This window comes from Paenibacillus aceti (assembly GCF_003614185.1).
GTDB classification, from domain to species: Bacteria; Bacillota; Bacilli; order Paenibacillales; family Paenibacillaceae; genus Fontibacillus; species Fontibacillus aceti.
Genome location: NZ_KZ987724.1, coordinates 549,824 through 570,124 on the forward strand (window position 1 = coordinate 549,824; position 20,301 = coordinate 570,124).

The window sequence follows — 20,301 nt, forward strand, 5'->3', positions numbered from 1 at the left end:
CTTAGGAATTAATCAAGAAAGTATTAAATTTTATGCGGCACAAATGTTTTATATTGTAGTTATTGATTACAAAGACTGTTGCCTATAACTACAATATATAGACGGAGGATGTTTCATGGACTTTATTACAATTTCTCAAGCGTTGCTTCGATGGGGTGTGTTTGCACTCATCGGAGGCCTTGTATTGGCACTTACCCTCTCTCTCGGCTACATGGTATATAAAAAGGTGTTTCATGGCCAAAGGAGTATGTCGAAAACAGAGTGGATTGTCCTGTTTCTTTTATGCTGCTGGTTGTTGCTGGTACTGGCACTGACCACCTTAAGCCGCGGTGCAAACTTCACCGGAAGCTTTAACATCGACTTTTTCAGTGCCTATTTGAACGCATGGAATAAGTGGTCAATCAGCGAATTGCAGCTTATTATCTTCAATATGCTGATGTTTACACCATTGGGATTTTTATTACCGCTTCTCTGGAAAAAAGCAGAAAAGTTTAAAGTCACTTTTTTTACATCTATTGGGCTGACTATCTGTATTGAAATCGTACAATTATTGACAGGAACGGGGATATTTGAACTTGACGATTTATTTCACAATTGTATTGGAAGTTTGTTTGGATACTTCTGCATAATGGCGATTATTTCTACTGTTAGAGAAAAGCGCATTCGTTTTGCTCCCATTGGCAAAGTGCTCATATTCCCATGTCTCATTGGAATGATAATCGGTGCCGTGTCGTTTGTTTATGAGCAGCAGCCTTACGGAAATATGCCTATTCTTCCTGCATCAAAACAGGATATGTCAAAGGTTCATATTAACACTGACCTTTCCTTATCGGATCAACCGGCAACGGCCTCCATGTATAAAAATAAATATACAGAAGATCACAATTATATAGAACAAATAATCGCTAAACTTTCCGAATCGGAAGATGTGACCTTCTCTGGTGTTCAACGCCGTGAAGGTGAAAATCGTGTTTACATTGGAAAAAGTCCAAATCGTGAAAATGTTCAACTCAACTTCTTTTTCAGGACAGGACAATGGAGCTACACAACATGGCGTGATCCCGCTGCATTGAAAGAGAAGGCGGCAAAGAACTATGCAGACTTTTATAAAAACTGGCTAAAAGAAAGTGGGCTGTTTCCCAATTCCGCTGTATTCAGTATACAAAATAACGATACGCTTCGATGGGAGATACCGGAAGAGAACAACCTGTCAACTTCCAAAACCGCATTCACATCCGGCGCGATTTTAATACAGTTCGATAGCGATTTGGAGCTTTCCTCCATATATTACGGAATCAGCTGGAATGAATTTGTAGCCGCAGAAGAAATTATTTCTCCCAAAGCAGCATTTAAAGAAATTGAAGAGGGGAACTTTGAACAATATGTCCCGTTCCAGCAGGGGGATACCTTGTGGATAAAGGAATATAAGCTCGCTTATGTTTACGATACAAAAGGATTTTATCAGCCGGTTTATCAATTTACTGGATATATTAACAATGAGGATAATTTATGGGATTGTCAAATTCCTGCTTTAATTAAATAACAACTTTACTTGCCAATAAGCTGCTAGCGCGCACCGATACTTAATCGGTGCGCGCTGTTTCAATTTGTCTTGAAAGCGGTGATAATTTCATAGCGCCGCTCCTTTAACACTCCTTTTAATGCTGCCAATACAAAACCAGCTACTTTTACCGGCAATTAATAAATTTAAACCCTTCAGTTAATCCCGCGCAAATAGTCACTTTCTATACTTTAAGAGGGCCTGAAACAACGAGAATATATCATGAACCCACATTAATTCACAGGGAGTGCGATAAAACATGAAACCTTGGTTAAAGAAAGAATTAGGATTGGGTCTTGTTCTAAGCTTATTTGTTTTGATGCTGGCAGCTTGTGGAGGTTCAAACAGCAGCAAAGAAGCAACTACAAGCGGAAATGCGAGCGCTGCTCCTGCAACGGAAGAAATCTCAGTAACTGATCTGGAAGCCAAAGCGAAGGAAGAAGGCTCTGTCGCAAGCGTTGGCATGCCGGATTCCTGGGCGAACTGGAAGGGGACATGGGAGGATCTCAAGAGCAAATACTCTCTTACTCACACAGATACAGATATGTCGAGCGCGGAGGAAATCGCCAAATTCGAGGCGGAGAAGGACAAGCCTACTGCCGACATCGGTGACGTAGGTATTGCCTTCGGATCGGTTGCGATTGATAAGGGTGTCACACAGCCCTATAAAACTTCCTATTGGGATGAAATTCCGGACTGGGCTAAGGATAGCGAAGGCCACTGGCTGGTCGGCTACCAGGGCTCTATCTCGATCTTTACGAATACACAGCTTGTTCAATCCGCACCGCAAAGCTGGGAGGAACTCAAGAACGGGGACTATAAAATCATTGTTGGCGATGTAACAAAAGCAGCGCAAGCGCAAATGGCTGTGTTAGCGGCTGCAATAGCTTATGGCGGCGATGAATCGAACATCGAGCCGGGAATTGCTTACTTTGAAGAGCTTGCGAAGAAGGGACGTCTGTCCAATGCAGAAGCTTCACTGGCCAACATAGAGAAGGGCGAGGTTCAAGTTACGCTGTTATGGGACTTTAATGCACTCAACTATAAGGATCAATTGGGTGCGGATAAATTCAGCGTGGCTATTCCTAAAGAGGGCAGCGTAGTAAGCGGCTATGCAACGATTATCAACAAATATGCTCCACATCCAAATGCCGCCAAGCTTGCCCGCGAATATATTCTAAGCGACGACGGCCAGATTAACCTGGCTAAAGGTTATGCGAGACCGATTCGTGACAGCGTACAGCTTCCTGAAGAGGTAGCCGCCAAGCTTTTGCCTGCAGAAGCCTATACCAACGTGAAGCCGGTTAACGATTACAAGGTATGGGAAGAAACCGCGAAGACTCTTCCGCAGCTTTGGCAGGAACGCGTACTTGTTCATATGAATTAATGACTCAACTTTCGCAGAGCGAAAACTAGCCTTATTACATGGTGTTACTGGGTAGAATGTCGATTCAATATGGAAGTTGTAAAAATAGAAAAACACCGCTTCGTTTGGTAAAGTGAGAGTGTCCTAAGCAATCACTACCACGCAGAAGAGGTGTCCTCTACATGATAGAACAAAACGTACAGCAGAATCAACTTCCAAATGAAATTAAACCAGCCTTTAAAGAACTAAAAGTACTGCAACACCTAAGAACAGCGGGCTTTAAAAAGAAATTCGGTTATACCTGTTCGTTTTTATTCCAGCTTGTCTTTGTCCTTTTGTTCCACCACAAGAACTGGTTTCGTCTACTGGAAAGCGAGAAAGGTGCATCCTTTCCTGGCAAAGATGCGGTCTATCGCTTCCTGAATCACAGCGGCTATGCATGGCGGCGGTTTCTGTCGTTGCTCAGTTCCTCTACAATTGAGAAAATTCAACCGCTAACGGGAGAAGATCGCGTATCCGTATTTGTAGTTGACGACTCCATGTTCGAGCGCAATCGCAGCAAAGCGGTTGAACTGCTTTCCCGATTTAAAGACCATGCAACGGGGTGCTACTATAAGGGATTTCGTATGCTTACTCTAGGTTGGTCAGATGGCCATACGTTCATTCCGGTGGACTTCTCCTTGCTTGCTTCGATGAAGTCTCAAGTGAACGGCATCATGCAAGAGATTGATAAGCGTACGTCCGGCTACAAGCGGCGAGTTGAAGCTTTGCTTCCTGCTCCTGAAGTCATTCCGGCGATGATTGATCGGGCGCTTTCAGCGGGTGTGCAGGCTTCATACGTCCTCATGGATAGTTGGTTCACTCATGCCCCATTGATCCAATCGATACTTGATCGCGGTCTGGATGTGATCGGCATGGTTAAAGATGACAAGAAGCGTTATCTTGTTGGCGGAAGCCGATTAACTTTGCAAGAGCTTTACTTTAGAGCAACCCCTGTCCAAGGAAAAAACAAGGGAATCTTACGTTCCATCCGTACCGAGTTATCCCCAGGGATTCCGGTTATGATGGTATTTGTCCGCCACCGCTCGAAGAAGAAGGAATGGCTTGCGATTCTATGCACCGATCTCTCGATCCCCGAAGAAGAAATTATCCGGATTTACGGAATTCGTTGGGATATTGAAGTGTTTTTCAAGTGCGCCAAATCCTTGCTGCGTCTACAAAAGGAGTTTCAGGGCCGTTCTTATGACCTGCTGATTAGTCATACGACGATTGTCTTTTCACGTTACATTTTGCTGGCATGGCAACACCGACAAAGCACTGACAACCGCACGCTGGGCGGCTTATTTCATTTGCTGTGCGACGAAGTAAGTCAACTAGATTGGGCAGTCGCCTTAACACAACTTATTGAATTGCTTGAGGATATCGCCAAGAAGGCCAGTAAGAAGATCACAATACTCATCCAGACACAACTCCAGCAATGGATCGCTGGTTTGCCTAATTACATCAAGGCCTACCTGCCGAAATTAAGCTGCGAAAGTTGAGTTAATGAGCAAGCTTAAAGGTGGAGCGTCTTCGTCATCCGATGAACGACGCCCCCTTTTTTACAAGAAGGAGAGTGAGGGCGTGAAGCATAGTCATCGATGGTTCTTACTGGGGTTAGTTCCTTTTGTAGTAATGATCGTCCTGTTTCAATTAGCTCCAATCCTGTCGATGCTGACGGGAAGCATTAGTCAGGGGAACGGTTCAGGTTTTACGCTTGATTATTACTCGCGGATTATTCATAGCGAATTTTATTTGAAAGCCATTAAGAACAGCTTGCTGATTTCCATTTTCTCTAGCGTGATTGGTATTGTAGCCGGGTTGATTTGTGCTTATTCGATTACGCGATTCTCGCCAAAGATGCGGGATCGGTTGTTGATGCTATCTAACATGACATCGAATTTTGCGGGTGTTCCGCTTGCGTTCGCTTATATTATTCTGCTTGGCAGCAATGGGGTATTTACGTTGCTCTTTAAGCAGTGGGGCTGGAGCGTGTTCGCCGATTTCAATTTATATAGCTGGGCAGGACTTGTGCTGGTCTATGTGTATTTTCAGGTACCCCTTGCTTTATTGCTGTTGTATCCTTCCTTTTACGGGATTCGGGAGCAGTGGAAGGAGGCGGCTTCCCTGTTAGGCGCAAGCAAATGGCAGTTTTGGAGAACGATCGGACTGCCTATTCTGACGCCTGCTGTTTTCGGTACATTGGGAATTTTGTTCGCTAACGGGATGGGGGCCTATGCAACAGCCTATGCCTTGGTTGGCGGGAATTACAATTTGCTTGCAGTTCGGATAGGATCATTGGTCGCGGGAGACGTGGTCAATGAGCCACAGCTAGGCAATGCACTCGCAGTTATATTGGCATTATCGACGCTGCTAGCGGTGTATCTTAATCATAAAATGACACAGCGTTCCAAGATGCTTCAATCCGGATTTACTTCAAAGAATACCAGGAGCTTACGGATATTTCCCAAGCTGAAGTCCTCGGCAGTGAAGGAGGAGCTGTAATGGAGAACCATAGAAAGAAGGCAGGCTGGGGTCATCGGTCACTAATGCTGCTCTTGATGGTTTATTTGCTTCTTCCTTTGCTTGCTACGTTTATTTATGCGTTCGCGAAGGAGTGGCAGGCAACGATCCTGCCGCAGAGCTGGACGTTGGCATGGTTCAAGGAGATGCTTCAGGATGTCAGGTATACGGAGGCTCTGTGGACCTCGCTATATCTCTGCATCATTAGTGTAGCGCTGAGCCTCGCCGTGATGCTGCCCGCTGTGTTTATTATTACGGTGTATCTGCCCAGGCTGGAGAGGTTCATGAAGGGAATCGTTGTCCTTCCTTATGCCGTGCCGGGCGTCGTTGCAGCGGTAGGGCTGATTCGGGCCTATTCCTCGGGGCCGATACCGATTGCAGGTACAGCGTATATTTTGATCGGTGCGTATTTCATTATTATATTGCCTTACATGTACCAAGGGATTCGCAACAGTCTACTAACGGTATCTGCCGTTGAACTGGTTCATTCGGCTGAGATGTTAGGCGCCGGTCGATGGCAAGCTTTCGTAACCGTAATTGTGCCTAATATTTGGCCAGGGATTATCACATCTACATTGTTATCCTTTTCCGTATTATTTGGTGAATTCGTTCTAACGAACATGTTGGTAGGCGGACATATTCAGACCATCCAGATTTATTTGTATCAAAGGGTCAACGAAAGCGGACATTTGGCTAGCGCCATTGCAATTTCCTACTTTTTGTTTATTCTAGTGCTGTCTATGATTCTAATGAAGCTAGGCAAAAAAGTGAATAAGGGGATATCAGGATGAAACCATATTTGAGACTTGAAGGTATCCGCAAGCAATTCGGGGATACTACGGTGCTTCATGATGTCAATTTGGATATTCGTGAGGGAGAACTCGTTACGCTGCTGGGTCCATCCGGCTGCGGAAAAAGTACGCTGCTGCGTTGTATTGCCGGCCTGACTGACCTGGATGGCGGACATATTTTGCTCGATAGCAAGGACATCGTGAACCTGCCACCCCGTAGCCGCGAGATCGGCATGGTATTCCAATCCTATGCCCTGTTTCCGAATTTGTCGGTCAGCGAAAATATAGAGTACGGGATGAAGATGAGAGGAGTCTCCAAGGAAGCAAGACGTAAAAGATCGGCTGAATTGCTGGAGCTTATTGATCTTGGTGATAAACGGGATGCGTATCCTCAGCAGCTGTCGGGAGGTCAACAGCAGCGCGTCGCGCTCGCGCGTTCACTTGCGGTTCAGCCTAAGGTTCTTCTGTTGGATGAGCCCCTTAGCGCTTTGGATGCCAGAATTCGAAAAAACCTGCGGTCGGAAATCCGGGAGATTCAGAAGAAATTTAATATAACGACGATCTTTGTGACCCATGACCAGGAGGAGGCGTTAACCTTATCCGATCGGGTATGCCTGATGAATAAGGGAAGTATTGTTCAGCAGGGTACTCCGGAGGAGCTATATGCAATTCCACGCACAGAGTTTGTCGCGCAGTTTATGGGAAGCTATAACGTGCTGACTCGTCCTGAGGTAATGCGATTATTCGGAAAGGTGAACGGGGATGCAGACAGCTTCGCCATTCGGCCTGAAGCGTTGCTACTGGTGAGTCCGGATCTATTAAGCGAAGTTTCGCGTGAAGGTAAGCAAATCGTGCAGGGTACTGTCCATTCGATATCCATTCTAGGCAATATTATCCGATATGCCATTGATGCTGCCGGCGTAAGGTTAATCGTAGATGCGCTTAATGATGGCCGATCCTTAAGAATTCAAGAGCAGAGTCACGTGAAGCTTGCCCTGGATCATACGCAATTGCTGCAGCTAGAGAAGGAAGGAGCCTAAAATAATGGTCCATTTCAGAGAAGCCAAGCTTATCGTAGTTGTACTGGACGGATTAAGATACGATGCAGCCCGCAAGTATTTGGGATATATGGAGCATCTTGTTGAGCAGGGCGAGGTGAACTGTTATCGGGTACAATCCCAGCTGCCGAGTCTCTCGCGTCCGTTGTACGAAGTACTGCTGACCGGCACGCACGTGGCGAGAAACGGGATTACGGCGAACCATATTGCGAGGTTAAGTCATGAACAGAGCGTGTTCCATCTCGCGCGCGAAGCCGGGTTAAGGACTGCTGCGGCAGCGTATCATTGGGTAAGCGAGCTTTATAACAGCGCTCCATTTAACCTTGCCTCAGACCGCCATCAGCATGATGACAGCAGGCCGATCCAGCACGGGATATTCTATTTCGAGGATCACTATCCCGACAGCCATCTGTTTATAGATGCCGAACATTTAAGATCGGTATACGATCCGCACTTTTTATATATTCATTCTATGAACATCGACGACATGGGCCATAAGTATGGGGGTGAAAGCAAGGAATATGCGGGTTCAGTACGTGTTGCAGATGGAATACTGGCCACCTTGGTTCCTATGTGGCGCTCACAAGGGTATCAGGTGGTAGTCACGTCCGATCATGGGATGAATGCGATGGGTCATCATGGAGGAACCGAGCCTGAAGAACGGAATGTTCCGCTCTACGTGTTCGGCGAGCTGCCTTCGCCTTCCTTAATGCCGGATCAGACATGGGCAATATCGCAGCTGCATTTGGCACCGTTAATGTGCCATTATTTGGGGATTAAAACTTCGGAAGCCATGCTGGCATGGAATTAGATCAAGGAGGATACGACGAGTGAAGGTAGATATGCATTTTCATCTGGAGGAGGGTCCCTATTCGCTGCGTTGGTTATCCCGCACTTTGCAGGCGCTTGCCTCTACAGAGCCTGAACGGGATGTCTCATTAGGTCATCATACGCTGCAATATGGGGAGGAAATGACCAAGCTCCTGTCGCATAGAATGGAGCAGGGTTGCTATAATGAGGAATGGCTTGATCGCTTTCTGAATACGGGGCGTAAAAGAGGAATCGGACAGTTCGGCGTGGTAGATCATTTATACCGATTTCGCGAATGTCGGCCGTATTACGAGAGACATATGCTGCTGGACGACAGCCCTGTCGGGAGAGTGCAGCAAGCATGGCTGGATCAGGTATGCGTGGCGTCGCTTCCCGATTTCGTTCGCTTCTTAACGGAGGCAAAGGCCTCAAGACCGGATATTGCCCTGGGAATCGAGGCTGATTTTTTCCCGGGTGGAGAACGGGAGCTGAGGGAAATCCTCGCAGGGTACGAGTGGGATTATGTCATTGGGTCCGTTCATTTCTTGGATGGCTGGGGGTTTGACAATCCCGAGACGAGACATGAATTTGAGGGTAGAGACCCGGTTCAAACCTATAAGCACTATTACGAGCTGATGAGGCAGGCTTGCGTGTCCGGGTTGTTTCATATTATCGCCCATCCCGACAACCTTAAGGTATTCGGCTTCCGGCCAGTTGACGAGAAGGAGCTGCTTCCATATTATCGAATGCTGGCGAAGGAAATGGTGCAATGCGGGGTCATTACCGAGATTAATACAGGACTTGCTTACCGTTACCCGATCGAGGAGAGCTGTCCGAGTCCCTTATTTCTCTCTGTGCTGGCTGAATACAAGGTTCCGCTCACTCTGTCCTCGGACGCACATTTTCCGGATGATATCGGGATGCTGTTGGATCAAGCCAGAGCGGATGCTGAACGTATGGGTTATAAAGAGCTTGTGGCCTTCAGAGACGGGAAGCGGTTGTTAGTACCCATAAATAATGATAGGTAATCGTAAGGGCAGTGCAACCATTTCTTCTCCGGAGCTGTTCAATCCTTAACAGACAGCAACGGTAAAAAGCTGGCGCCAATTACCTACCAAAATACGACGTATTTGCCGGTGCGGGCGATTTCCAACATGGCTGGAATTCACGTAGAGTTTGATGACGTTAGCCATCAGATTCGACTGGAAACGCAACAGGACGGCGATAACCAGCCGCGGAATGGTATACACCTTCTGATACACCGATGCTCGGTTTCCAAATGGACGACCGGACGGTGACGCTTAGCTCCCCTGACGGTTTCCTGAGCAGCCGTCAAATTGAGCAGGTCGCTGTTAGTGTAGCTAAACTAAAGTAAGGAAGGACTTCAACGTGGCACTGTACTAAATAACAAATAAGCTCGTGAATTTCCATCTCCGGGGATTTACGAGCTTTTTAATATAGTAAAGCAACAAAGGGGGTTCTAAGAACCTGACGGAGGGCATATCTAGAACAGTGATGTCCGTATGTTAGGAACATAGGGACAAAGACTTCAGCTTGCCAAGGCTTACTCTCATAGGATTTTTAAGTTTCCGCCATTATCGATTCCCATAAAGGACGGCGCGTGTTATTATATGAATGTCCACTGGTGATATACATCATAACGCCGGGTATACGGTAGATGTTCTGGCAACTTGGTCGTTGGCAACCCTGAGTCAATGAAGTGAGGGGGGATACGCTGTAAGCGCTGTCAGAATGGAAAGACAGGTCGGTCATTAATGTTATCCGTTTAGGTTAAGAAGGAATGATAAGAGCCGAACAGATCTATCAATTATGCCGGGGGTTGGGACAATGAGCATTAAGGAAGAGGCGTTACAGGCACATAGGTTGAGACACGGTAAGCTCGAAATAGCAACTAAAGTACCACTTAATAACAAACATGATCTGGAGCTGGCCTATACGCCGGGGGTAGCGGAACCTTGCAAGGAAATTGCCAAAGATAAAGAAAAAGCCTATGAGTACACGATCAAAGGCAGCACCGTAGCTATTGTCACGAATGGGACCGCCGTTTTAGGGCTGGGCAACATCGGCCCTGAGGGAGGATTGCCCGTTATCGAAGGCAAGGCATTGCTGCTCAAGAAATTTGGCAATGTGAACGCGTTCCCGATCTGTATCGATAGCCTGGATCCAGATGAAATTGTAAGAACTATTCAAGTTATCGCACCTGGCTTCGGAGGTATTCATCTAGAAGATATAAAAGCGCCTGAATGCTTCTACATCGAGGATAAGCTGAAGGAAACTCTAAATATTCCCGTATATCATGATGACCAGCACGGGACGGCTGTCGCAGTGCTTGCCGGTCTGTACAACGCAATGAAGATTGTTGATAAGTCTTTGGATAGTATACGCATCGTGATCAACGGCGCGGGCGCATCGGGCATTGCTATAGCGAAATTGCTGCTGGCGGCGGGGGTAAGGCATATGGTGCTATGCGATATTAACGGTGCCATTTCGGAGAAGGCCGGCTCAATGAACGAGGCCCAGTATAAAATCGCCAAGGTTACGAATAGGGATTTCGAGACCGGAACCCTTGCAGATATTATTAAGGGTAAGGATGTATTCATCGGAGTGTCGGTTGAAGGGGTGTTGACGAAGAGCATGGTGCAATCCATGAATCCGGACGGTATCGTCTTTGCTCTTGCCAACCCGGTACCGGAGATAATGCCGGAGGATGCTGTTAAAGGTGGAGCAAGAATAGTGGCCACAGGTAGATCTGATTACCCCAATCAGATCAATAACCTGCTTGTCTTCCCAGGCATCTTCAGAGGTGCTTTGGAGGCAAGAGTACGGAATATTACGGACAAGATGAAGCTTGCTGCGGCTCAGAGTATTGCAAAGCTGGTGAAGGCTGAGGAACGAAATGAAAATTACATCGTCCCGGACGCCTTCGACAAGAGAGTGAGTAATGCCGTTAGTGAAGCAGTAATCCGCATCGCCCGGAAGACGGGAGTCGCAAGGATATAGTTTGCAAAATGTAATGTTAGGAAATTTTGATTGACTCACTCATAAATACATGGTATATTATATTTCGTTGCTGCAAAACATTGCATCAACGAAATATGCGGTCGTGGCGGAATTGGCAGACGCGCACGGTTCAGGTCCGTGTGGGCTAACCCCCGTGGAGGTTCGAGTCCTCTCGACCGCATCAATCTAACAATGAACGAGCTCTTGAATTTCTCTTGCGGATATTCAGGGGCTTTTTTGTATGCTTGGGATCGGCAACAGCATCTATTATTGTGGGAATTTGCTCCAAGCTGCCGCTGGCAAACGGCATCATAACCTCGATGTTATCGAAGCTCCCCTCGTCTGAGCAGGCTGCCCTAATGCAGTGACGCCTGTCCCATAATTAGTGCCAAGCGGTGTAACTGCGCATTTACTCCAAATATTGACTTATATTATCGGATATGGTATTCTTAACTTTGATACATTAGCGGACATCAAGTATGGGATTCTAAAAATGCCTAATGGCCGCTAATCTTTATTAGTGGCCATTGAAATAGTTGTGTTAAATAATTTGATTTTTGGAGGAATCCTATGCAAACAGGTACAGTTAAATGGTTTAATGCTGAAAAAGGCTTCGGTTTTATCGAAATCGAAGACGGAAACGATGTGTTTGTTCATTTCAGTGCGATTGAGGGTGATGGTTACAAGTCGTTGGATGAAGGTCAACGCGTCCAGTTCAATGTGACCCAAGGCAATCGTGGACCGCAGGCTGAGAACGTTTCTAAACTCTATTAAATCTTTCGAGCTGCCCTAAATGTGGGGCAGTTTTTTATTATGGCTTTAGCCAGTTGAGTGCGTGAAACGCGCGAAACAAAAAACCACCCGCTATGCGGGTGGAGGGATCGAGGGTTTGACCAATAAGACCATCCCGATAGAATTGAGATGTTCAGGCTCAATTGAAAGGAATGGTCTTAGATGGCAAACAAGAGCTATAGTCTAGCTCACACGAAGTGGATGTGCAAATACCACATTGTGTTCACCCCGAAGTATAGACGGAAAGAGATCTATAATCAAGTGAGGAAAGACTTAATCGAAATTTTCAAACGTTTATGTAAGTATAAGGGAGTGGACATCCTGGAAGGTCATATGATGCCAGATCATGTACACATGCTGGTAGCGATCCCCCCAAAGATAGCCGTGTCCACATTCATGGGATATCTGAAGGGGAAAAGTTCGCTAATGATCTTTGAAAAGCACGCGCAACTAAAGTATAAATATGGGAATCGAAAATTTTGGGCAGAAGGCTATTATGTAAGTACAGTGGGCCTAAATGAAGCAACCGTAGCAAAATACATTCGTGAACAAGAAGCACATGACCAAGCAATAGATAAGTTGAGTGTAAAAGAGTACGAAGATCCGTTTAGCAGTAACAGGAGCAAAAAGAAATAAACCAGTTTAACTGGTTAGTGAAAGTGACAAATTACACTGAGCCTGAACAGATTTGTGGTCAGGCTAGCGTCTTTAGGCGCAGTTTGGCAACAGGGGGTTATACCCCAAGTGCAAACCACCCGTTGGACGGGTGGTCATGATTTGTTCCTATTTTACATCTATGCACGAGGACTGTCATCTTCGTAAATAAAATAAGCGGAGGTATTGAAAATGAACAAAGAACAATTGATCGAAGAAGTGGCGAAATCTAGTGGATTTTCAAAAAAGAATGCTGAAAAGGCAGTAACACATGTGCTGGACTCGATTTTTGAAGCTCTAAAGCAAGGCGAAGAAGTTAAACTAGTAGGCTTCGGAAGATTTAATGTCCGTACTCGTGAAGCACGCATGGGAAGAAGCCGCAAAACCGGTGAAAGAGTGGAACTTCCTGCAGGTAAAGTTCCTGTATTCACGGCAGGAGTCACTCTGAAAAAGGCTTTGAATTAAACATAACGTCAAATGCTAATATAAAAAAGATGTAACCACATCAGAAAGCGGTTTTTTATCAAAACAAGTACACATGATTCGAACGTTAGCGGCGCATTTTCTACCATTGATGACATTATTAATTTTTATTCCAAACAGAGTTTGGAGAGAAAAGCAGCCAATTTGAGCAATTTAAAGAAGGACATAAGCAAGGAAAGCGATGATAAATGATAATTGGAGAAATGATTTCCTGTGTTTTTTCTTCATGTCTGGTAAATTCCAGGAATTCATGGCTGCAAGTGACTTCCAAGAAAAGGGGATTGCTATGAAATCACTTCAAGAATACAACCGCTGGAAGAAGGACATGGCTCTTCACGGTAAATCGGATTTGCGGAAGAGCGTCTGGCAGTTGGTTAATAGCATCGTTCCCTTCCTCTTGCTGTGGGGGCTTGCCTATGAAATGCTGTCTATCTCAATATGGATCACCCTGTTACTTGCCATTCCAGCAGCCGGATTCATGATCCGAATCTTCATTATATTCCATGATTGCTGCCATCTGTCGTTCTTCGCTGGGAAGAGGGCGAACACGATCATCGGAACGATAACGGGGATACTCACTCTCTTCCCTTATGAGCAATGGAAAAATGAGCACTCCATTCATCATGCGACTAGCGGCAATTTAGGACGTAGAGGCACAGGTGACATTTGGACGCTGACTACGAAGGAATACGCGGCACTTTCCTCATGGAAGCGTCTGGGATACCGTCTATACCGCAACCCATTTGTCATGTTCGGACTCGGACCGGTATTTATCTTCTTGTATGTATACCGCTTGAACCGGAAGAATGCCAGACGCAAAGAGCGCATGAACACGTACCTAACGAACGCAGCGTTAGCAGGCTTGATGGGACTGCTCTGTTGGTTGCTAGGCTGGAAGGAGGTCCTACTAGTGGAGGGAACGATTCTCTACTTGTCTGGCGTTGCGGGCATATGGCTCTTCTACGTGCAGCATCAATTTGAGGGTACCTATTATGAGCGTGCAGAAGAGTGGGATTTCGTCAGCGCGGCTATGAAAGGCAGCTCCTACTACAAGCTGCCCAAAATCCTGCAATGGATAACGGGGAATATCGGCTTCCACCATATTCATCATCTGGATCCTCAGGTGTCAAACTATAACTTGCAGCTAATACACGATAGCAACGCAGCCATGCATGACGTTCCTGCTATTGGAATTCGTTTGAGCCTGCAGGCGCTTCGATACCGACTGTGGGACGAGAACAGCAAACGATTTGTGGGGTTTCGGGGTCTGAATAGCGAAGGATAAGCGGCATTTTTTCCATATCAATCTTTTGGGTTGGTACACCCATAATGTTTCTATAGTGATCGGTTACGGAGTTAAAGGAAGATATTTCTTCCTGTGTTTTATTATTTTCTTCATTATCCGACTTAGTCATAAACAACATACCTCTTTATAATGTGGTTTTATGAATTGTAGGACTATACAAGCTATATGTTCAAATTTTTAGAAGCTGGTATGCAGAGATTAGGGTGGGAGCTAGCGTACAGAAGCTAGGTTCAGAGGATAGAGTAGGAATTAGGTGCAAAGCCAAAGTGTTAAAAACTGAGCATAAGAGTGAAGTTCGGAGTGCTAACGGAAATGTGGTTCGCTATATGGCTGAAATTAGCAGATAACAAATTCTAACGGAAATGAGGGACGTTATTCGGGGTGGAACAACTAATGTCTCTCATTTTTGGTCCAATAACGTCTCACATGGCTCAGGATCACTATTAAAACACCCAAGCACCTTGCTTGAAAATTAATTGGAAGAGATCATGCAACATCACACCGCGCTGGGGGGTATGAGGAAGGCCATCCCCTTAGCAAAAAAAGAGCGGCGCATCACAATCTTCTGCGCTGCTCGTTCGGCGAATGGCCGGAATAGTTGCGAAATAGCTTGATGAAATAGCTTGTATGCTCATAGCCAAGCTGCTCTGCTATTTCATGAACAGTGAGATCGGATTGATCTAACAGTTCTTGCGCTCGTTCCATTTTGACCCTGGTTACAAAAGAGATGAAGTTTTCCCCGGTTTCATCCTTGAACATTCGGCTAAAATGGCTGGAATTCAAATTGATCCGCTGTGCCATTTCCTCCATGCTTATTTTTTTGCCTGGATTCATTATCACGTAGCGTTTGGCCTCGGCAACCTCCTTGCGAAGTGAGACATCCTTAATTGCCCCAAGAGACGTAATTTTTTGCTCCAAATACTGCGTAAGCCACCGTTCCAAATGATCCAGCGTTTCTATGGCATAAATGATACGGTGAAATTGCTCGACGTTGAAATTAGTAACAAAGCTTTGCATCACGGTATATTTAAGCTCGATTTCTGTAACTAGCTTTAATACCAGGCCTTGCACAGCCTCCATAGGATACTTCAAGTGATTGATGTGGACGATCCAGTGGTGGATCGTTGTGGCAGCCAGTTGCTTGTCTTTGCCGACGATACAATTTCGAATGCTTTGTAATATGTTGGCATAGTGAACGAAAATATCATCTTTTGTTGTTTCTATAGCTTGCCATTTGACGAGACAATTCTCTCCAGCATAAAACCGAAAGGAGCCTAAGTCCAAAATTCGCTGCGCTTCGGTCTTCAACTCAGTCAAGTTTAAGCAAACCCCTCCCAGATAGAAGGAAATGCCGGTTTTCAGATACTGGATCATTTTATTTTGGATTTGCTTAAGCAGCAGTTGGATCTCTTCATACAGATTGCGAGAAATCGTCTTTGGAAAAGGAAACATTATCAGTGAAGAGCGTTCATCGAAGGAGAGAAGTACACAACCGTCGATTGTAATCAGTTCATCGAGTCCATTAAGGAGCACAAACCGCATATTATGCTTTCCGCCAAAACGCTCCTCTAATTCATGCGGATGCTCAAGAATCGATATAACCGGCAAGTAGGGCATTTTTTGCTCAAAATGAATACCGATCGACTCCGCTTTTTCCTCCCACTCGGTCAGATTCCAGATAGGCTGCTCAATTAATGAACGCAGGAAAGTGGCACGGATGGCTGAGCCGTTGGACTTGACGACATCCTGCAGTTGTTGATGTTCACGCTGCGATGCGCGTTCAGCATCCAGCTTCCCACGAAGTTTTTTTAGTATCTCCGTAATCTGCTCAATCCGCAAGCTTTCTTTCAGTACATAATCACTGACCTCCAGTTGTACGGCACGCTGAGCATATTGGAAATCCTCATGGCAAGACAGGATAATTGTTTTTAATCGGGGGTTCGCTGCACAGGCGAGTTGAATGACCTCCAGACCGTTCATGATAGGCATACCAATATCGGTAATTAATATGTCGGGCCGATGCCTAGCGCAGGCTTCCAACGCTTCCTCACCATCAGCGCAAGTTGCAACCAGTTCAAGTCCAAGGCTTTGCCAAGGGATATTGGCTGAGAGATAGTTAAGCATGGGCATATGATCATCGGAAATAATTACTTTATACATGGTAGTCCTCCTTCTCGGTCTGGAGCGGCAGCATTAATGTGACGCAGGTTCCTCGCTGATCCTGACTGCGAATAGTCATTTCAAACTGCTCGCCAAAAATCAGCTTCAATCGATCATAAACATTGGACAAGCCGATGCCAGCGGATTGCTGTTGATCGTCTGCAAGAGAGACGTTAATAATTTCCCAGGTTTGTAGTTCGAGGCGCTGTTGCAAGGCCTCTAAATCCGCTGCCTTCATACCTCGGCCATTATCTTCGATTTCTATTTTTAACATGACCTTGTTTTTTTTACTACAATTCATGTTTTCCATATGTGCTATTGGCTTGACTTGCTCAACGCGAATAACGATGATCCCGCCCTTGCTGCCAAACGAATGTTTATAGGCATTTGCGATAATAGGCTGAAAAATAAAGCGGGGTATCATTTCAAGCCATAGCTCCTCATTTACATCTATCTTGACTTCGATCGGGTGCCTCATTGTGAAATTCATTAACTCAACATAATCTTTTACCGTTTCCAGCTCGGCATAGAGCGTAATAAACTCATCCTTTTTGGAAATCGTGGCCCGCAACAATGAGGATAGCGAACCAATCAGTTCGGCGTTCTCCTCATCCTGCTTGATCAACAGCTGCATGCGAATAGAACTCAGCACATTGAACAAAAAATGCGGATGGATCTGCGCTTGCAGAAGCGATAGCTCTGCGCGCCGTTTCAGCTCTTGCTCGATCTGGACCTGATCCAAAGTGCGCTGAATTTGATCCAGCATCTTATCAAAGGAACGACCGAGACTGCCAACCTCATCACCGCCGCGGATATTGGAACGGATTGTGAGATTGCCGCCTTCTACCTTCTTTGCTACTTGGCCGAGTACTTTTACGGGCTTGGTAAAGCGCTGTAACAAATAGGTGAGTGCGATCAGAAAGCTGACCGCCAACAAGATTTGAACTAAGATGCCGCTCCGGGAAATGCCGTTCAGCTTTTCAGTTAATTGTTCATAGCGGGCTACACTCACTAGGCGCCAGTCGGAAAATCGAACAGGCATCGAGATGTAGAGCTGATTCTCTCCATTAGCATGAATAATACTTGGCGATTCCAACGCTTTTGTATCCAAGATAGAATCAAAGTTTTGTCCAATCAGCTCGTCTTTACAATTTGATAAAATACGATTTTGACCGTCAAGCAAATAAATATCCTCTTTAAAATCAGCGAACAGCTCGCGAATCGTATTTTCGGTGCGGCTAACGATGAGGTAGGCATAGGGTGAACGTGACACATCCTCCATTATTGCGCGTGCCGTGATGATGACATATTGCTGATCGGCAGATTGCGGAGGCAAGTAGTTCTGCTCTGCTCCAAGAAACAAGGTTTCGAACGGAGAGAGCTCAGACATCTCGGAAAACCATTGCTTTTCAAAAAACAGCTTAGGCTGAAAATCGTAAAATGAATAATCGGAATAAGCCCTTCCATCCTGTAGCAGCAGAGTAATCTTCAGGTCGCTTTTCTCTCCAGCAATTTGTTCCAATCGGGTCGTTAGACGTTTCGCTGCAGTCGGATCATCTTTGGCTAGATCAAGTAAGGTTTTAATTTCCGCATCAAATTGAATGAAGTTTGATACAGAGATCATCTCTTCCAAAATCGCTCTGATTTGAGACTGAATGATAGCAAGCGATTGGGTTGCGCTTTCTTGAGAATGCTCACGAATAATCCATTGGGAGTAAACATTGGTGATGTTTAGCATGAGGATCGTCGGAAGCATTAAACACAAAATGGAAGTCATAATCAGTTTTTTGCGAAGTGACAATTTACTTTGAAAATTACGCAAACGCTTTCATACCTCCTTTATTTACGATTATATATGAACGAAAAGAATTTTGTCGAATATGATATTGGGAATTACGCAAGTTAGCATATTTTTTTCAGAATAGAAAAAATCGTTTCATGTAATGAACAAACAATGCTTCTATAATGGGCTTATAGTGAAGTAAGCGAGAGGTGATAGAGATGAAGCAACGCAAGCAGTCTTTCTATAATAGTATAGCTGGATACCTGTTTGTTTTGCCGATGTTGCTGACGACCATGCTGTTGACGATCATACCGATTTTTCTGTCGGGCATAATTAGTTTTACGGATTGGAATTTCATCACAGGGCTGGGGAATATCCATTTTATTGGTTTTGGCAATTATGAGGAATTATTCAAGGATGAGCATTTTTGGCGGGCGATGACAAATAATCTGACGATGATATTAACGGTCCCATTCAGTATGATTATTGCGCTTGTGTTGGCTGTCTTGATTGATCGCATGACGTATTTCAAATCGTTCTTTAAGGTTATCTATTTCATGCCGTTTATATCTAGCTTTGTAGCCGTCTCATTATTGTGGAGAGTGCTGTATCATCCGACAAGCGGACCGATTAACGGTTTTCTAAAATCCATTGGAATTGCCAATCCGCCGCTATGGCTTGCAGATCCAAAGTATGCACTGATCGCTGTGATGATTATTATGGTGTGGACAGGCCTTGGATTCAATATGATCTTATTTATTGCCGGCTTACAAGGGATTCCGAAGGATTTGTATGAGGCCGCCGATATGGATGGGGCTTCGAAATTCAGACAGTTTATGAATATTACGATTCCGATGCTGTCGCCAACTATCTTTTTCTTGCTGATTACAGGAGTCATCGGCTCCTTCAAAGTGTTTGATCTGGTCATGGTGTTGACCGAGGGGGGACCGGCAGGCTCTACTTCAGTGATCGTGCATTATTTGTATGAGGTTGCCTTTGTTAATTTGCGCTCAGGGTACGCATCTGCAATTGGAATTGTATTACTGTTCTCTCTGATAATCGTTACGGTTGTTCAATGGTTTGGACAGAAAAAATGGGTCAACTATTAAGGAGTGATCAAGCATGCAACCGATTCGTGTTAACCGTGTATTGGTCACGGTTCTGATGGCATTCGCAGGTATCTTCTTTATTATGCCGTTTTTGTGGATGCTCTCCGCATCTTTCAAGCCTGAGCTTGATGTTATGAAATATCCGATTCAGTGGATTCCGGAAACCTGGCGAGCCATTGAAAATTATAGAGAAGTGATGTTTGGTACGGTACCCTTCGGACTTTATTATTGGAACAGCATTAAGGTGACATTAGCTACGACAGCCTTTTCGCTGACCATATCGTCCATGGCTGCTTATGGTTTTTCGAAAATTGCTTTTAAAGGGCGCGACTTCCTGTTTCTCGTCGTTTTAGCGACATTTATGATTCCCTCGCAAGCGGTGCTGGTTCCGCAGTTTATTATTTACCGCTGGTTTGGACTGTTTGACAGTCATATAGGGCTTATGCTGCTTGGCGCTTCAGGTGTGCTTGGAACGTTTATGCTGCGCCAGTTCTTTATGGGCATTAACAATGAAATTATCGAGTCGGCGAGAATGGACGGAGCGAATCATTGGTCGATTTTCTGTAAAATAGCGATTCCACTCGTGATGCCAGGACTGGCAACGTATATGATTTTGCGTTTCATTTGGACATGGAACGATTATCAAGGCCCTCTAGTTTTCCTGCGATCAGAGAACCTTTATACGATTCAGCTTGGCATCAGGAAGTTCTCGGATATGCATGGCGAGTTTTACTCACTTATGATGGCAGGTACGGTTATTGCAATATTTCCCTTGCTGCTGATCTTTATTTTTGGGCAAAAATATGTCATTGCAGGTGTAGCTTCAGGCAGTGTGAAAGGTTAAT

Annotated in this window: 17 protein-coding genes and 1 tRNA gene; 16 read left to right on the plus strand and 2 right to left on the minus strand. The window is 45.2% G+C overall.

All coding sequences use genetic code 11. The features are described from left to right. Positions 1 to 115: 115 nt before the first annotated feature. The 14 genes from BFJ94_RS02535 (at position 116) to desA (ending at position 14,383) form a co-directional block, all read left to right on the plus strand. Positions 116 to 1,543 carry a VanZ family protein gene (locus BFJ94_RS02535; protein ID WP_120460905.1) on the plus strand — a complete coding sequence of 476 codons (1,428 nt, stop codon included), beginning with the start codon at positions 116 to 118 and terminating at the stop codon, positions 1,541 to 1,543. Between the two features lie 277 nt (positions 1,544 to 1,820). Beyond that, positions 1,821 to 2,948, plus strand: coding sequence for an ABC transporter substrate-binding protein (locus BFJ94_RS02540; RefSeq protein ID WP_120460907.1), 1,128 nt, complete (start codon positions 1,821 to 1,823; stop codon positions 2,946 to 2,948). Positions 2,949 to 3,109: 161 nt separating this feature from the next. Next, the gene (locus BFJ94_RS02545; protein WP_120460909.1) at positions 3,110 to 4,468 is read left to right on the plus strand and encodes an IS4 family transposase; all 1,359 of its coding nucleotides are present in this window, start codon (positions 3,110 to 3,112) and stop codon (positions 4,466 to 4,468) included. Positions 4,469 to 4,550: 82 nt separating this feature from the next. Then, complete coding sequence (locus BFJ94_RS02550; RefSeq protein ID WP_120460911.1) at positions 4,551 to 5,471, plus strand: ABC transporter permease; 921 nt, start codon at positions 4,551 to 4,553, stop codon at positions 5,469 to 5,471. Then, positions 5,471 to 6,280 (plus strand): ABC transporter permease, encoded by an 810-nt coding sequence (locus tag BFJ94_RS02555; RefSeq protein ID WP_120460913.1) that lies wholly within the window; start codon positions 5,471 to 5,473, stop codon positions 6,278 to 6,280. The genes BFJ94_RS02550 and BFJ94_RS02555 overlap by 1 nt, the downstream gene beginning before the upstream one ends. Beyond that, entirely contained in the window at positions 6,277 to 7,320 is a 1,044-nt protein-coding gene (locus BFJ94_RS02560; RefSeq protein WP_120460915.1) for an ABC transporter ATP-binding protein, read from the plus strand. Before BFJ94_RS02555 ends, BFJ94_RS02560 begins: the two co-directional genes overlap by 4 nt. A gap of 4 nt (positions 7,321 to 7,324) precedes the next feature. Next, positions 7,325 to 8,149 (plus strand): alkaline phosphatase family protein, encoded by an 825-nt coding sequence (locus BFJ94_RS02565; RefSeq protein ID WP_120460917.1) that lies wholly within the window; start codon positions 7,325 to 7,327, stop codon positions 8,147 to 8,149. A gap of 19 nt (positions 8,150 to 8,168) precedes the next feature. Further along, a complete protein-coding gene (locus BFJ94_RS02570; protein ID WP_120460919.1) occupies positions 8,169 to 9,176 on the plus strand; it encodes a PHP domain-containing protein in 1,008 nt (335 codons plus the stop codon). 820 nt (positions 9,177 to 9,996) lie between these two features. Continuing rightward, positions 9,997 to 11,169 carry an NAD(P)-dependent malic enzyme gene (locus BFJ94_RS02580; RefSeq protein ID WP_120460921.1) on the plus strand — a complete coding sequence of 391 codons (1,173 nt, stop codon included), beginning with the start codon at positions 9,997 to 9,999 and terminating at the stop codon, positions 11,167 to 11,169. Positions 11,170 to 11,266: 97 nt separating this feature from the next. Then, a tRNA-Leu gene (locus tag BFJ94_RS02585) sits at positions 11,267 to 11,350 on the plus strand. Between the two features lie 389 nt (positions 11,351 to 11,739). Further along, positions 11,740 to 11,943, plus strand: coding sequence for a cold-shock protein (locus BFJ94_RS02590; protein ID WP_120460923.1), 204 nt, complete (start codon positions 11,740 to 11,742; stop codon positions 11,941 to 11,943). Positions 11,944 to 12,123: 180 nt separating this feature from the next. Further along, positions 12,124 to 12,597, plus strand: coding sequence for an IS200/IS605 family transposase (gene tnpA, locus BFJ94_RS02595; protein ID WP_120460925.1), 474 nt, complete (start codon positions 12,124 to 12,126; stop codon positions 12,595 to 12,597). 210 nt (positions 12,598 to 12,807) lie between these two features. Next, positions 12,808 to 13,080 (plus strand): HU family DNA-binding protein, encoded by a 273-nt coding sequence (locus tag BFJ94_RS02600; protein WP_120460927.1) that lies wholly within the window; start codon positions 12,808 to 12,810, stop codon positions 13,078 to 13,080. 304 nt (positions 13,081 to 13,384) lie between these two features. After that, positions 13,385 to 14,383, plus strand: coding sequence for a Delta(5) desaturase DesA (gene desA, locus BFJ94_RS02605; RefSeq protein WP_120465058.1), 999 nt, complete (start codon positions 13,385 to 13,387; stop codon positions 14,381 to 14,383). Positions 14,384 to 14,959: 576 nt separating this feature from the next. Here the strand turns inward: desA and BFJ94_RS02610 are convergent. Together BFJ94_RS02610 and BFJ94_RS02615 are read right to left on the minus strand one after the other, a co-directional pair. Further along, entirely contained in the window at positions 14,960 to 16,564 is a 1,605-nt protein-coding gene (locus BFJ94_RS02610; protein ID WP_120460929.1) for a helix-turn-helix domain-containing protein, read from the minus strand. Further along, the gene (locus BFJ94_RS02615; protein ID WP_240431890.1) at positions 16,557 to 18,386 is read right to left on the minus strand and encodes a sensor histidine kinase; all 1,830 of its coding nucleotides are present in this window, start codon (positions 18,384 to 18,386) and stop codon (positions 16,557 to 16,559) included. Before BFJ94_RS02615 ends, BFJ94_RS02610 begins: the two co-directional genes overlap by 8 nt. A 179-nt stretch (positions 18,387 to 18,565) precedes the next feature. Between BFJ94_RS02615 and BFJ94_RS02620 the strand changes: the two genes are divergently transcribed. Both BFJ94_RS02620 and BFJ94_RS02625 read left to right on the plus strand, forming a co-directional pair. Next, positions 18,566 to 19,456 carry a carbohydrate ABC transporter permease gene (locus BFJ94_RS02620; RefSeq protein WP_120460931.1) on the plus strand — a complete coding sequence of 297 codons (891 nt, stop codon included), beginning with the start codon at positions 18,566 to 18,568 and terminating at the stop codon, positions 19,454 to 19,456. A gap of 13 nt (positions 19,457 to 19,469) precedes the next feature. Beyond that, positions 19,470 to 20,300 carry a carbohydrate ABC transporter permease gene (locus BFJ94_RS02625; RefSeq protein WP_120460933.1) on the plus strand — a complete coding sequence of 277 codons (831 nt, stop codon included), beginning with the start codon at positions 19,470 to 19,472 and terminating at the stop codon, positions 20,298 to 20,300. Position 20,301 lies beyond the last annotated feature (1 nt).

Bases quoted from the DNA above. Each gene is read 5' to 3' on its own strand.
- tnpA (WP_120460925.1), top strand. From the start codon at position 12,124: ATGGCAAACAAGAGCTATAGTCTAGCTCACACGAAGTGGATGTGCAAA.
- desA (WP_120465058.1), top strand. From the start codon at position 13,385: ATGAAATCACTTCAAGAATACAACCGCTGGAAGAAGGACATGGCTCTT.
- BFJ94_RS02580 (WP_120460921.1), top strand. From the start codon at position 9,997: ATGAGCATTAAGGAAGAGGCGTTACAGGCACATAGGTTGAGACACGGT.
- BFJ94_RS02625 (WP_120460933.1), top strand. From the start codon at position 19,470: ATGCAACCGATTCGTGTTAACCGTGTATTGGTCACGGTTCTGATGGCA.
- BFJ94_RS02590 (WP_120460923.1), top strand. From the start codon at position 11,740: ATGCAAACAGGTACAGTTAAATGGTTTAATGCTGAAAAAGGCTTCGGT.
- BFJ94_RS02560 (WP_120460915.1), top strand. From the start codon at position 6,277: ATGAAACCATATTTGAGACTTGAAGGTATCCGCAAGCAATTCGGGGAT.
- BFJ94_RS02535 (WP_120460905.1), top strand. From the start codon at position 116: ATGGACTTTATTACAATTTCTCAAGCGTTGCTTCGATGGGGTGTGTTT.
- BFJ94_RS02555 (WP_120460913.1), top strand. From the start codon at position 5,471: ATGGAGAACCATAGAAAGAAGGCAGGCTGGGGTCATCGGTCACTAATG.
- BFJ94_RS02540 (WP_120460907.1), top strand. From the start codon at position 1,821: ATGAAACCTTGGTTAAAGAAAGAATTAGGATTGGGTCTTGTTCTAAGC.
- BFJ94_RS02600 (WP_120460927.1), top strand. From the start codon at position 12,808: ATGAACAAAGAACAATTGATCGAAGAAGTGGCGAAATCTAGTGGATTT.
- BFJ94_RS02565 (WP_120460917.1), top strand. From the start codon at position 7,325: ATGGTCCATTTCAGAGAAGCCAAGCTTATCGTAGTTGTACTGGACGGA.
- BFJ94_RS02545 (WP_120460909.1), top strand. From the start codon at position 3,110: ATGATAGAACAAAACGTACAGCAGAATCAACTTCCAAATGAAATTAAA.
- BFJ94_RS02610 (WP_120460929.1), bottom strand. From the start codon at position 16,564: ATGTATAAAGTAATTATTTCCGATGATCATATGCCCATGCTTAACTAT.
- BFJ94_RS02620 (WP_120460931.1), top strand. From the start codon at position 18,566: ATGAAGCAACGCAAGCAGTCTTTCTATAATAGTATAGCTGGATACCTG.